Origin of the sequence: Stenotrophomonas sp. 22385 (genome assembly GCF_052045085.1) — a bacterium.
In the GTDB taxonomy this organism is placed as follows: Bacteria; Pseudomonadota; Gammaproteobacteria; order Xanthomonadales; family Xanthomonadaceae; genus Stenotrophomonas.
In genome coordinates, this window is the sequence record NZ_JBQEOG010000005.1 from 60,857 (window position 1) to 75,208 (window position 14,352).

8 protein-coding genes are annotated in these 14,352 nt (G+C 64.2%); 4 read left to right on the top strand and 4 right to left on the bottom strand.

Annotated elements, in window-relative coordinates; all coding sequences use genetic code 11:
• The first annotated feature begins 6 nt into the window (after positions 1-6).
• From ACTJI4_RS10285 to ACTJI4_RS10300, 4 genes are read left to right on the top strand one after another with little or no spacing between them, the layout of a single operon-like run.
• Complete coding sequence (locus ACTJI4_RS10285; RefSeq protein ID WP_440869297.1) at positions 7-4,788, top strand: RHS repeat domain-containing protein; 4,782 nt, start codon at positions 7-9, stop codon at positions 4,786-4,788.
• Between the two features lie 21 nt (positions 4,789-4,809).
• Positions 4,810-6,819 carry a hypothetical protein gene (locus ACTJI4_RS10290; protein WP_440869298.1) on the top strand — a complete coding sequence of 670 codons (2,010 nt, stop codon included), beginning with the start codon at positions 4,810-4,812 and terminating at the stop codon, positions 6,817-6,819.
• A gap of 59 nt (positions 6,820-6,878) precedes the next feature.
• On the top strand, positions 6,879-9,533 hold the full coding sequence (locus ACTJI4_RS10295; RefSeq protein ID WP_440869299.1) for a hypothetical protein: 2,655 nt from the start codon (positions 6,879-6,881) through the stop codon (positions 9,531-9,533).
• Entirely contained in the window at positions 9,530-10,981 is a 1,452-nt protein-coding gene (locus tag ACTJI4_RS10300) for a hypothetical protein (RefSeq protein WP_440869300.1), read from the top strand. The genes ACTJI4_RS10295 and ACTJI4_RS10300 overlap by 4 nt, the downstream gene beginning before the upstream one ends.
• Before the next feature lie 129 nt (positions 10,982-11,110).
• Here ACTJI4_RS10300 and ACTJI4_RS10305 read toward each other — a convergent pair whose 3' ends face one another.
• Genes ACTJI4_RS10305 through ACTJI4_RS10320 form a run of 4 tightly spaced genes read right to left on the bottom strand, consistent with a single transcriptional unit; the run spans position 11,111 to position 14,324 of the window.
• Positions 11,111-11,704 carry a DUF1294 domain-containing protein gene (locus tag ACTJI4_RS10305; protein ID WP_440869301.1) on the bottom strand — a complete coding sequence of 198 codons (594 nt, stop codon included), beginning with the start codon at positions 11,702-11,704 and terminating at the stop codon, positions 11,111-11,113.
• 3 nt (positions 11,705-11,707) lie between these two features.
• Complete coding sequence (gene metX / locus ACTJI4_RS10310) at positions 11,708-12,820, bottom strand: homoserine O-acetyltransferase MetX (protein ID WP_392921351.1); 1,113 nt, start codon at positions 12,818-12,820, stop codon at positions 11,708-11,710.
• 59 nt (positions 12,821-12,879) lie between these two features.
• Positions 12,880-13,875: a tetratricopeptide repeat protein gene (locus tag ACTJI4_RS10315; RefSeq protein ID WP_440869424.1), complete on the bottom strand. Its 996-nt coding sequence runs from the start codon at positions 13,873-13,875 to the stop codon at positions 12,880-12,882.
• Positions 13,869-14,324, bottom strand: coding sequence for a cytochrome c-type biogenesis protein (locus ACTJI4_RS10320; RefSeq protein WP_392921354.1), 456 nt, complete (start codon positions 14,322-14,324; stop codon positions 13,869-13,871). Before ACTJI4_RS10320 ends, ACTJI4_RS10315 begins: the two co-directional genes overlap by 7 nt.
• Positions 14,325-14,352: the final 28 nt, after the last annotated feature.

Sequence of the window (14,352 nt, forward strand, 5' to 3'; positions counted from 1 at the left end):
CCGACCATGTCGTCATCCACTGCCGTGCATTCTAATGCGTTCAACTTCCGGAGCTATGTCGAACACGGCGTCGACCCGCGCACCGGGCAGTACACGGTGGCGCTGTCGGTGCCGGACCTGAAGAGCCACGCCTTGGCCGGCCCCGCGCTGCCACTGTCCATTTCCTTCAGCCCGATGAATACCCGTGATGCGGGGTTCGGCCTGGGCTGGGCCATCAACCTGACCGAGTACTCTCCCCATAACGACATGCTGTCGTTGGGCACCGGGGAGACCTACAAAGTCACCGGCACGGGCGCTACCCCGTCGATTGCAGAGAAGAAGCTGGACAGTTTCCGCTTCTACAAGGATTCCGATACCCACTACCGGGTGGTGCATCGCCCCGGGCTGGTGGAAGTGCTTAAGGTGTTCGGTGGCAGTACCCCGCTGGCCTTGCCCGAACAGATCCTGGGGCCGGATGGGCGCGGGCTGCAGCTGACCTACGTGACCTTCCAGGGCGGCGAGCGGCTGTCCACGGTCAGCGATGACAGCGGCGAGCTGCTGCGGATAGAGCGCACGGACACCCGCGTGGAACTGCGGTTCTACCCTGGGCAGGGCGCCGACGGTGCGCCGCTGGCCACGTTTGTGATGCACCTCGATGGCAGCAACCGGGTCACCAGGGTGGTGCTGCCCACGCAGGAGCAGGCGTGCTGGCGGCTGGCGTATGAAAAGGTGCGGGAAATTACCTGCCTGAAGGAGGTGTGGACCCCCACGGGTGCCCACGAAACCATGGAGTACCTCGACCAGGGCCACCTGTTCCCCAATGACGCGCACCCGGCGCTGCCAAGGGTGACCCGCCACGAGGTGGACCCTGGACAGTCGCAGCCCCCGATGGTGGTGGAGTACAGCTACACCCCGGAAAACTTCCTGGGTCATGGCGAGCTGACCGGCTGGAACGACGACGGCCTGGACAACCTCTACCGGGTAGCCAGGGCCAGCTTCCGCTACGGCTCCACGGCCGTGCACGTCAACGAGGACGGCGACAACCGCGTGGTGGAGCGTTCCTACAACCGCTTCCACCTGCTCACCGATGAAATCACCCGCCAGGGCAGATTCCGCAAGCACACCGCCACCTGCTATTACGCCGATCTTCCCGAGTACATCAACGAGAGCTTCGCCAACCAGCCGCATCAGTGCCAGCTGCCGCGCAGGGTGGAAACCAGCTGGGAGATTGACGACGATGCAACTCGCCGACGCAGCGACATCATCGAGACCGAGTTCGACGAGCATTGCAACCTGACCCGGCAGGTCAATGCCGACGGCACCCGCGAGGAGAACACCTACTATCCGGCTGCCGGGGATGGCGCGCTGTGCCCCAAGGACCCGGAAGGCTTCACCCGCAGCCTGCGCACGAAGACAGAGTACCCGGCCACGTCCGCCCATGGCAGCGCGCCCACCCTGCGCAGGAACTACCAGTACATCGCAGTACCGTCGCTGCCGGGCACGCACAGCAAGCCGCACCTGGCCGAATCGGTGGAGATCCTGGAGGAGGTGGGCAAGGGCGAGCTGCTGCGCACGCAGACGGAGTACTTCGACGACCCGGCCGATACCCTGCGCCTGGGGCGCGAAAAGGTGCTGACCGAAACACGCAACGGCAAGGCCACCGTGACCGACCGCCAGTACGCCACCCATCACAACGCCCGGTTGGGTGCGTTCACGCTGCAGGTGATCGAGACCGTCACCGGCTTCGACGGCACCCACCGCGCCATCACCCAGGAACATTCCCTGCTCAACGGCGAGCCGCTGCTGGTCCAGGACGAGGACGGCGTGGAGATCCGCTACACCTACGACGCGCTGGCCCGGGTCACGCTGGAGACGGTTTCGCCGGACAACCCGGAGTTCGAGGCCAGCCGCGAGTACATCTACCACCTGGCAGGTGGGGACGATGGTGACCAGGCTTGGCAGGTGATGACTGATGTAAAGCGGGTGCAGACCCGCACCTGGATGGATGGCCTGGCGCGGCCGGTGCTGGAAGAACGCCAGGACGTGGACACTGCGGATGACGAAGGCCGCGACCGTGCGGAGGCACCGTTCCGCGCTACCTATCGGGCCCTGCACAACGGGTTGGGTGAGCTCGTGCAGGAAAGCCAGATCGATTGGCTGAGAAAGATCGATCTGGAGTTGAAAACCGGCTATGGCTACGACAACTGGGGCCAGCGCACCAGCACCACCCGCCCTGACGGGGTGGTGGAGTGGGAAGTGCTGGATCCGATCGGCTCGCCCGACGCCCCCCATGGGGTTCGCCGTACCTGGCTCGAGGCGTCCGATGGCGCGCTCAGCGGCGTGACTGAAAGCTGGCTGGACCGCTTCGACAAGGAAATCCGCATCGAGCGCTTCGATATCGAAGGCAAATCGGTAAGCGTGGTGCGCAACCACCACGATGGCCTGGGCCGCTTGGCCGAGCAGATTGATCCACGCAGCCGCAGTACCACCTACCTGTACGACGCCTTCGACCGCCAGCTGGAAACCACGTTGCCCGGTGGTGCGGTGGTTGCGCGGCGCTACGCCGAGCACAGTATCGAGGACCTGCCCATCCACATCAGCGTGGATGAGGTTGAGCTGGGCACCCAGAAGTTCGACGGACTGGACCGGATGACCGAGGCCACCACGGCCAAGCGCCGCCGGTTGCTTCACTACGAGGGCGGCAGGGAGAGGCCTTCAAAGGTGGTCACGCCCTCCGAGCGGGTGATCCTCTACGAGTACCAGCCCCAGCTGGGCGAGGAAGTGGAGATACGTAGAATGCCTGACGCGGTGTCTACCTATGGCTACGATCACCAGAATTCGCGGCTGACCCATTGCGACGAGGAGGGCAACGCACTCACTCGTACGTACTACAGCAACGGCCAACTACGCACTGAAACCCGGCAGCGGGACGGCGGCGGCGAAGACGTGGCCGAATTCGGCTACAGCCTGCGCGGCCGGATGCTGGACTACACCACGCTGGGCATGAGCCAATCCTGCACCTACGACGCTGCCGGGCGCGTGGATGTGGCCACCCAGGGCAGCACCACGGCCACGTTCGCGTACGACACGTTCGGCCGGGTATATACGGTCACCAGCGTGGACGGTAGTGATGGCAACCGCCTCAAGGTCACCATCCATTATGACGACTTCGGACGTGAGACCTGGCGCGAGTTCGACGCCAACGGGGCCAAACGCGAACTGACCCTGACCTACGACGCAGCCGACGCACTGGATACCCGGATACTCACCGAGAGCGATACGGTGGTCCGCTCTGAAGGCTTTTTCTACGACGTCCGCGGCCGGCTGCTGCGGCATGAATGCACCGGCACGGAACTGCCGCAGGATGCCTGGGGCCATGCCTTTACCCGCCAGGTGTTCCTGTCCGACGCGCTGGACAACCTCACCTCGATCCGCACGTTCCTGGAAGGGGGCGCGCAGAACCTCACCACCTACCACTACCACCCGACCAATCCGGTGCAGCTGGACCGCATCACCAATGATCTGGAGGGTTACCCGCAGGAAATCACGCTCAGCTACGACCGGGACGGCAACATCACCCGCGACGAGCAGGGCCGCGAGCTGGTGTACGACCCACTGGGCCGGCTTGTCAGCGTAAGCGCATCGGGCACGCTGGCCGAGCGCAGCTACCGCTTCGATGCATTGGATGTGCTGGTAGGGACCAGCGCGGACGGCATCAACGAGCGGCGCTTTTATCTGGATGACACCCTGGTGGCGCGCGCCGAGGGCGCCAACGCTTCGCTGTACCTTCGTGCCGACGGCCGGGTGTTGGCCGAGCAGATGCGCGGTGTGGATTCGGGCACCGTTCTTTTGGCCACTGACCAGAGCAATACGGTGCTGCGGGAGGTGCGCCAAGGCGCCGAACAGGACGTGCGCTATACCGCCTATGGCTTTCCCAGTGGGGGGCCGCTTTGGACAGGATTAGCCTATAACGGCGAGTTTCATGAGCCGGAGCACGGGGTGCAGTTGCTGGGCGCTGGGTACCGCGCGTACAGCCCTGTACTGATGCGGTTCCTTAGCACCGATTCGGAGAGCCCGTTCGGGGAGGGGGGGTTCAATCCGTACGGATACGTGATCAACGACCCGGTGAACCACGTGGACCCTACTGGAAACGTTGCCCTTTGGGCCCTGTCGTTGGTGTTGGGTGGGGCCGCAGTTGCCGGAGGATTTTTTGTCAAGAACGATGCACTGCAGATGGCGCTCTTCACTATCGGCGGCAGCCTGATCACGGTTGGGGGATTGATGGGCGTCAAGGCATACCGTGGGCAACGCTTTGGCAGAGGTGGCTCAAGTAGCCGTAGCTCAGCTTCGAGCCAGGCAAGCAGCGCTACCGCGTATGATTTTTCGTCTCCTCAGCACATGCAGCGTCGCGGCGCTGTGTTTGCGGGTGGCTCCTCTCGCGGGCCGGATCCCGCATTCGCGCAACCAGCGCCAGCCCGTTCCAACACTTATGAATCAATTCGCTCTGCGACGGAGCCGACATCGATCACGGGCTCGGGTTCCGAGCTTTCGTCCATCCGATCTGGGCCCTCCGTCAACTCCCAAACTACGTTCCCACCGAAGGCGATCAGGGATGTAACGCCTGCAAAGCCAACCAGCTCGGCCACCTGGGTACGCCCGAAGCGGGCACCGGCACCGAACTCTACCGCGGCGGAATCGAACAGACGAATTCGTGATTGGGCAGCGCAGACCACTGGCCCAAGGCGGAACCCGATGGTGCCAGCGGAGAGGATTCAGAATCCGCGGCGCTCGTACTCACCCATGTCCTAGCGACTTGAACGGAGCAGCCCCATGAACACTGTCGACAAAAAACAACTGGCCCAGCAGACCCGGGCAGCATGGCGCAAGCAGCGGGCCGAGCGCAGCGTCGCGATACGCAGTGGCGAGGTCCGGAATGGCGAGGGACCTGCGCTGGTGGCTCCCCACCTTCGACCCGAAGACATCGTCGACCCCGCCGACAACACGCTCAACAAGGATGTGATCGCCGCCGGAGCGGGGTTGGTGGTGCGGGTACCGGCGTGGGCGAATCTGCCGAACATACCAGGCTTGGATGACACCCTGTACCTGGAATTCGCGCGAGGGACCTCACCGCCGGAGGAAGAATTCGAACAGGTTGCTTCGGAGCCCATTCCCGCACCTGCGGACGCGTCGCAATTTCCATGGGATATCACGCTTGGCCGGGAGTACCTGCAGCCGGACGGTCCCATCACCGTGCGCTATCGCGTCATCGCCTGGAACACCAGCCAAGAGTACTCCCACCCCATTACGCTGATCGCCGACGCTACACCGCCGTGGGGCGTCGCGGTACCGGAAAAGCCGGGAATTCCCGCCGAACCCATCACCGATGCCTACCTGGACACCAACACGCAAGGTGTTACCTGCACCATTCCGGCCTATGAGGGATGGCAGCCAACGGATGAGGTCGTTTACTGGTGGGTCAATGAAGTCCCCGACGAGCCCGTCGATGTTCCCTCTGCTGGATCGGGACCGGTAACCCAGGTGCCATTGGACATCGTGGTGCCCGCGCAGCTGGTGAAGGAAACGGGCGATGGTGGCTGCTACCTGGCGTACATCCTGTTTGACAAAGCAACCAATCGCAGTGCCCTTTCACACGTCGCCAGGGTAGCCGTTGCACTGGGTGCGCTGCCGGATGAACTTGGCCCGCCCGAGGTACCGCTTGCCGAGGATGGTCAGGTGGATCTCATGGATGTGTTCGTCGGCGTGGATGTTCACATTCCCACCTTCCTCAACAGCAAGCCCACGGACATGATCCAGGTCACATGGGGCACAACGCCGCTTGAGCCGGAACAGATCGGTTCGGCACCCTACTTCCCCATTCCCATCCGCGTACCAACGCATGTACTGAAGGCCGAGTACGGACTGGCCGACGGCCCGGTCAGTACGGTGGTGAGCTATGTGGTCTTTCGCGGAGACGTGGCCTCCGCCGTCATGCAGACCACGGTCGATGTGGACCTCAAGGTGATAGGCCCGGACCTGCCGGAGTGGCCGGACCCGGTAAACCCCGCGTTGATACCCGGAACCGTGCTGGGAGCTGTTTCCGACACGCCCAACGAACTGACCAGTGACGATTTCGAGCAGGACGCGCGCATTGAAATCACGCTCTACGAGCCGCTCAACGCCGGCGAGCTCATCAACGTCTACTGGAACAACGTGCTGGTGGAAGAAGCGCTCTATGAAATCAAAGCCGACGATGCGACCGGCGACATCATTGAGCGCCCCATTCCGTGGAAGTACATCCTTGAGGCGGGCAATCTGCCCGAGCTGCCCGTTCACTACCGGATCAGCGCGCCGGGTTCGCCGAACGAACAACACTCCACCGATACACTCGTCACCGCCAAGGCGGTTGTCCACACGCCGCCGGCGCCGACGTTCATGGACGTGATCCCCACCGATGAAGGCGATATGCTGACCTGCGCTTCGCTGTATGGGCCCGAGCACGCGGTGCGGGTTCAGGTGCCGGATCTGACCAGGTACCTCGCAGCGGGAGATACGGTCACGTTGACCTGGACGCCGACATCGCCGATGGATAACGGAACAGTGCTCACCGACGCGGTCCTTACGGAACCGATCGTGTTGGACGCAACGACGGTGACGGGCTTCGTCTGGCTTGTTAAACCGTACAAAGATCACCTTCTGCCAGTATATGACGCCGATATCTCTCATTCGGGTCACGGCAGGATCAAGTATTCATTCGACTACCAGGGCGACCCGGTCACCTCGTTGGAAGAGGTGGCGATCATGGCGATGCACACGCCCAACGGATCCTGCTCGCTTGAGTAGAGCGGCGCGGCAAACGCGGGACCTGGTCGCGGCATGGAAGTCATGCAGAGGAGCGGATCATGAAGACGAATGCACCAACAGACTTGCTTCCCCCGCCCATCGTGACGGGACTGCTGGAAGGCAACCTGCTGCCGGCGGACATGCTCACCGAACAGCTGCCAGTGCTGGCACCCCGCTGGGACGGGGAACCCAACGAGACCAACACCCATACGCTGAAGATTCTCTGGGGGACCGATCCAGCCGCAATGGTCACATATACGTCGGCGACAGCCCCCGATCCAGATAGTGCAAGAACACTGCGGGTGCCGATCCGGTTCTTCGAGGAAGGCACTTTTGAAGTCCGCTACTCGGTCACGATCATCCAGGACGCGCCAGATCCACCGCTGGAGTTGACGTCACACAGCATCACCATCGTCATCGACACGTCAGTGCCCGAACTGGGCGACCCCAACGAACTGGTCTTCGACCCGAAGCTCTTCCAGGACGGCATCACCGAAGCGTATCTTGCCGCCAATGGCGACAAGATCGTCGCCGAAGTGCCGGCGTACACCCGCCCGCAGATTGGCGATGTGATTACCGCTTACTGGGATGCGCAGGATGACGACGACACGGTCATGGTCCAGCGCGTGCTCAACAGCAACGATTACCAGGAGCCCATCAGCCTGGACATCCCCGGCGACAGCATTCGTCAGCACGGTACAGGCACGTGGAAGGTGCGCTATGAGGTGAAGGATCGCGCGGGCAACCCCAGCGGGTTCTCCAGGTACGTGTCGCTGGAGGTGAAGGAAGACGCCCCGTCAGACCTGATGGACCCGCCACTATTCCACGATCGCGACATCGCAGACCGGAACGACAATACGCTGTACGCGGTGGTGATCACCGCCGAACAAGGACTGGAAGTGCTGATCCCGCCCTGGAAGAACCAGGCACTGCCGGGGCTCAAGGACACGCTCTGGCTGGAATACACCCGCAAGGAGAACCCTGCGGACGCGGACTACGAGGCGACTCCGGTCGTTGAGATCGTGGGGCCGATTCCTCCTGAAAGCTTCCCCATTCCCTTTACGTTGCCCGATGTGGCACTCCGTCCAGATGGGCCCTTCAAGCTGCGTTACGCGGTGCAAGGGTGGAATGGAGGAAAGGCATGGTCAGAGGTGGTGACGCTGATCGCAGACACCACTCCACCGTTCAAAGGGACGGAGCCGCCGCCGCTGACCGCGCCGGACGTGGCCATTACAGACGACTATCTTGACGCCCATCCCGAGGGAGTGACGTGCACGCTCGAGGCGTACGACGACTTCCAGCCAGGTGACAGGATCACGTACTGGTGGGTGGGCGAAGAGCGCCCCGAGGAGCCTTCCGATCTTGAGCCGGCCGGTCGCGCGATCATCACTGAACTTCCGTTCGATGTGATCGTTCCCGCCCAGGTGGTTCGTGAAGCCGGGGACGGCGGTTGCGCGATCGTCTACGTGCTGTTCGATAAAGCCCTCAACCGCAGTCGGCTGTCGGTCTGGCGGGATGTGGCGGTCGCGCTGGGGATGCTCCCCGCCGATCTGAAGGATCCGTTGGTGCAGCAAGCCGAGGACGGCCAGATCGACCTGGCCGATGTTCTCGACGGTGTCCTCGTGCGCATCCCGAAATTTGAAAACCTGAAGGCTGCCGACCGCATCGAGGTGACCTGGGGCGACACGGTACTGGAACCAGAGGAGATCGGCTCTGCGCCGGACTGGCCGGTGCCGATCCTGGTGCCCACCGAGACGGTGCAGGCGGAGTATGGCGACGCGGTGGGCGCCAAGAGCACCCACGTCAGCTACCGCATCCTGCGCGGTGCCGTGGGTTCGGAAGCAAAGGCGATCTCCACGGACGTGGACCTGTCGTACATCGGCCCTGTGGCGCCGGACTGGCCAGACCTGAACAATCCGAACCTGGCAAGCGCCAAGGTATACGGAAAGATCTCTGGATTGCTCGACGAGCTGACCCCGGAAGACACCGGTGAGGACGTCCGCGTGGATATCGCCCTTTACGACCCGGTGAATGAGAACGAGCTGATCGATGTGTATTGGGGCGGCGTGCTGGTGCCGGATGCCCAATACATCATCCAGGCGGGCGACACGCCGGGCAAGGTCGTCTCAGTGACCGTGCCGTGGTCTTTCGTGGAACAGGCCGGCAACGCGGCGCAGGTCCCGGTGGAGTACCGCATCTATGGTCCGGGCTCACCCAACCAGCAGATTTCGCCTACCACCAACGTCAAGGTGGCGGCGGTAGTGGTCACCCCCGAAGCGCCCACGTTCCTGAACCTCAGCCCGGAAGGATGGCTCAATTGCTTCTCACTCGACGGCGCCGATCATGCGGTGCTGGTGCAGGTTCCTGACCTTTCCCAATACCTTGCCGAAGGCGATCAAGTCACGCTCACCTGGACCCCTCTGGCCAAACTGGACGGAGAAGACGTGCTCACGGATGCGATCAAGGTAGAACCCATCACGCTGGATGCAGCGCACAAGCCCACCGGCTTTGTGTGGCGGGTACAGCCGTTCGAAGATCACATTGCCCCAACGCACGATCCCGATGGTCCTGGCGGACCCGCTGGGCGGGCGCGCATCCACTACGCGTTCGACTACCAGGGGCAGCCGGCGACATCTGACGTCACGGAGGCGCGTGTGGGCATGTTCACCGGTGCAGGGGAGTGCAGCCTGAACTTCGGCGAGGAGGAAGGATGAGCAGGAATCTACTGCTTCCACCCATCGTGGACGCCGTGCTACCGGATATCGCGGGCGGTGAACCCAATCTCCTGCCCGTGTCGGCGCTGGACGAACCGCTGCAAGTGGAAGTGCCCATGTGGAAGAACTCGATCCCGACGCCGGGTTCGCCCGAACGGGTGTGGCTGTTCTGGAATGAAACCGAAATAGCGGTCCGGGAGTTCACCGCACCGGTCACCCCGCAGGACCGCATATTCCACGTCGAGGACAGGCACTCACACGAAGGAACGCATCAGATCCGTTATGAGGTCATGACCTTCAATGGGGGCATGGCCGATTCACACGTGCTTGAAATCACCGTCGACACCACCAAGCCCACGTTCGCGTCAGGGCAGGGCATGCTGGTGTTCCCACCGGATGTGATCGCCGACGGCATCACCGGCGAGTACCTGGATCTGCACGACAACGTGATGGCCACGGTACCGGTGTACACCACGCCCAAGGCAGGCGACACGCTCACTTGGTTCTGGGATGAAACCCGTGACGAGAACCGCCAGGTGGGCGCACGTGTGCTGGCCCAGGCCGATATCGGAAACCCGATTGAAATCGGCTTCCGCAGCGACATGATCCGGGAAAGCGGCGATGGCACCCGGCTGGCGCGGTACCGGGTGAAGGACCGCGCCGGCAACCTGGGCGATTTCGCCGGCTATGCCACCCTTGAGGTGGATAGCCAGATGCGGCCGCGCGAGCTCGGTTGGCCGGCGGTGAAGGAGGCCACCGGTAGTGGCGAGACGATGACGCTGGCGCCGGGGGACGCTTACGAAGGCATCACCGTGGAAATTCCCGACACGGCCGACATCCGCCCTGATGACAAGGAGGTTTCCGTGCAATGGGGCGAACCCGGCAAGGTGGGCGCGTACCGCACCACGGTACCCATCACCGAAGGCGGCCGCAGTTATCTCGTACCGATGCAGGCGGTGGCGGCGTACATCGGCAGGACCGCGCCGGTGTTGTATGAGATCGTGGACCGGCGCGACCACGTGCATCCCTCACAGACGCGCAGTATCAAGGTATCGGTGCTGCCGATCAGCACCCTGCCCACGGTGCAGTGCGAGGGTGCCATGGGGCAGCCCCTGAGTCTGGCGCAGGTGCCGGCCAGCGGCGCCAAGCTGACCCTGAGAAGGTGGAGCCTGATCACAACCGATCAATGCGTCACCATAGGTCTGGAGGGCGTTACCCCGCAGAACACCGCGGTCAAGGTCGTGGTGCTGGACAAGCACCGGGTGACGGCAGAGGAGGTGACTGATGGCTTGGGCCAGAACGGCGATGTGGTGATTCCGCGCGCCGTGCTGGAGCAGCTCAAACTGGACACCGTGTTTGACGTGAGGGTAACCGTGAGTTTCGATGCGGGCGCTACCTGGCCACCGGTTCCCAACTTCCCGAGCCTGAGGCCGACGCTGGTCGCCTGATCAGCGCGCAGCCACCCCGGCGGCTCTACGCAATGGAGGCGCACGGATGGCGCCCCGCTACAGAACCGACCGGCAACATGCGTGGATGGATGGCAGGTCCGGCAGTCACGTTGGCTCTGCAGTGCTCACTCATCTGGCAATCCACGCCAGCACTGCAAGATTGATCACGACCGCCGTCCAGAACGTGATCTGGAAAGACCCCTTGCGGTTCTTATGGCGGAGGGTTGCCTGCGCCAACAGCGCGCCCGGCCAACCGCCAGACAGGGCCAACAGCTGCAACACCTTTTCCGGCGTGCGTTGCCGATCGCGCTGCGCCGCGCTCTTGTCGTGCCAGTAAACCAGGAACGTCAACGCGCTCAAGCCCAGATACATCGCAGCAATCCACACAGGACCGCGTCCGAACACAGTGGCTGCCGTCACGCAACCCAGAAAAAGCAGGGCAATGGCGCGTCGCGGGAGCCGGTCACGTCCGCCGTTTGCCTTGCTGGGTGTGCCAGCCCGGAACCCGTTCCGCTGCAGAGCGAAGCGCACATTGGCGGCATTCAAGCGGCCCTGCGCGTCGCGCTGCACGTCATAGGTGATCACATCACCCAGCACAGGCCGTCGGTCGCGGGCCGGGAACGCGCGGATATGCACGAAGCAGCGGTCGCCGCCGCCATTGGGCCGCACGAAGCCAAACCCGCGGGCGTCATTCCACTCGCTCAGCCTGCCCTGCTGGCGCATGGCTCAGAGCGCATCCAGGAACGTACGCACCGCCGGCCCGAAGCGCTCGAAATCGACCAGGAAGGCATCATGTCCCTGCGGCGAGTCCAGCCCGATGAACTGCGCATCGGCTCCGCCAGCGCGCAGGCCGTCGGCAATCTGCTGCTGTTGCTGCACCGGGAAGAGGATGTCGGTGTTGGCGCCGATGGCCAGCGCTTTTTCCACTTGGATCCTGGCCAGTCCCGCCATCACATCGCCATCGGCATATTCGGCCAGGTCGAACCAGTCCATCGAACGGCTCAGGTACAGATAGCAGTTCGGGTCGAAGAAGCGCACGAACCTTCGGGCGTGACCTTCCAGATAGCTTTCCACCTGGAACTCCAACCCGAACGGATCATCATCGGCCTGGTCCGAATCCAGGCGCACGCGGCCGAAGCGGCCATCCCATTCCAGCGCCGAACGGTAGGTGATCACGCCCAGCTTGCGCGCCATGCGCATGCCGGATTCGGGGTAGTGCGCATCGTCGTAGCGGCCGCCGTTCCACTGCGGGTCCAGTCGGATCGCTTCACGTTGCAGCGAGCGGATGGCAATGGAGAAGGGCAGCGCCTGCGCGCTGCCGGAGATGTTGATGTGGCTGCGCGCGATTCCCGGGTGCAGCAGCAGCACCGCCAGCGCGGTCATGCCGCCCATCGAGTTGCCAATCACGCAGGCCAGCTGGGTGATGCCCAGTGCCTTCACCACCTCCACCGCAGCGCGGGCGCCGTCTTCGATGGACAGTTCGGGGAAGCTGAGGCGGTACAGTTCACCGGTGGCCGGATTCACGCTGGCCGGGCCGGTGGAGCCCTTGCAGCTGCCGAGTGAGTTCACGCAGATCACGAACCAGCGGTCGGTATCGATCGCCCTGCCCGGGCCGAGCATGCCTTCCCACCAGCCGGGCAAGGGGTTGGCGTCATTGGCGGCGGCATGCGCATCGGGCGACAGGCCGGTGACGATCAGGATGGCATTGCTGGCATCGGCGCTGAGCGTGCCCCAGGTTTCGAAGGCCACGTGCGCGCCGTGCAGCTGCCCGCCTCGCTTGAACGTGAAGGGCGAGGGCAGGGCGTGGTAACGGGTGCCTGGCGGGATGAATTCGGTCATGGGGCCAGTTTAACCGGGGCGGGCGGCTGCGCCGTGGTGACGGGCGGCATGGTGTGTCGCTACAGCACCAGCTTGATCGTGCCTCCGTGCGGCAGGGCCACCCGAACCGGTTTGGAATCCACATCGCCTTCCTGCCGGGTGGCGGTGCCCGAGGTAGACAGCCGCGCGAACACCTCCACTTCCTTCAGCGACGACAGCATTGCCGTCGGCATGGGGCTGTCGGCATCGTCCAGGCGGATCTTCAACGGCAACGCCGTTGCGGGATGTTTCTCCACGGCCACCGGCATCGGCGGTCCACCGGGCATACGTGCGATCACGAACACCTGCGTGCCAGCAGCCAACGCCTTCGCCGCAGACGCCGGGTCCAGCGTCACCTCGATATCCAGCCCGACCGGGGAGGCCGCCGCAGCAGGCGCCGCGGCCGGCATGCCGGCCTTCTCGCGCGCGATGGCAATCTGCTCACGCAGTGCCTTGGCCGCTGCCGGCTCCAAGCGAGGCAGCAGCGCCTCCCAGGTAGCCGCCGCTTCGGCATCCTGCCCACGTTGGCGCTGCGCGATGCCGATCAGCCAGCCCGCACGCTCGCTGGCAGGGTCCAGCTGCTGCGCATGCTTCAACCACCGTACCGCAGTGTCATCGAACTGCTTGCCCGCATCGGCCTGCGCACGCGCCTGCGCCGCTTCCACCAGCAGCGGCACTTCATCCGGCGCCAAAGCCACGGCGCGCGCAAAGGCCTGGTTGGCCTTGTCCAGGTTGCCCAGCGCCAGTTCCGAACGACCCAGCAGCGCCCAGCCATCGGCACGCTGTGGCTCGCGTTCGAGCGCTTCTTCCAGCTCGCGCACGCCCTGCTTCAACGAAGCAGGACCCTCATCGGCCACGGCATCTACCGCCTGCGGCGTGCCCACCAGCATGTACAGCGCCACCCCGGCCACGCCGAGGGCGATCACCGCCGCCAGGAACGGCCCGCGCCGCCCGCTGCCGCGCAATGGCCACAGCACCACCATGGCCACCACGGCGGCGGCCAGGCCGGCAATCGCCTGCATCCAGGCGCTCACCAGCGTTCCTCGCTGTCACCCATCGGCTGCACCTGGCGGCTGCGCCGACGCACCACCCACACCAGCACGCCCGCACCGGCCAGCACCAGCACCAGCGGCCCGAACCACAGCAGGCTGTTGCGGGTATCCATCAGCGGGCGGTACAGCACGAATTCGCCGTAGCGCTCCACCAGGAACTGCTTGATCTGCGCATCGCTGTTGCCCTGCTGCATCAGCGTGAGCACTTCGCGGCGCAGGTCGTGCGCGATCTGCGCGTTGGAATCGGCCAGCGACTGGTTCTGGCACTGCACGCAGCGCAGCTCGGCGGCCAGCGCGTGGAAGCGGGCTTCTTCGGCGGCATCCCGGTACTGGAGTGGGGTGGGGTCGGAGACGACCTGGGCCAGCGCGAGCACCGGCATCAGCAGCAGCGCTACCGCCACAAAAGCAACCCGCAGGCCGAAAAGCGCACGCATGGCGCGCCCGCACCGTGCCGGCGTTGCC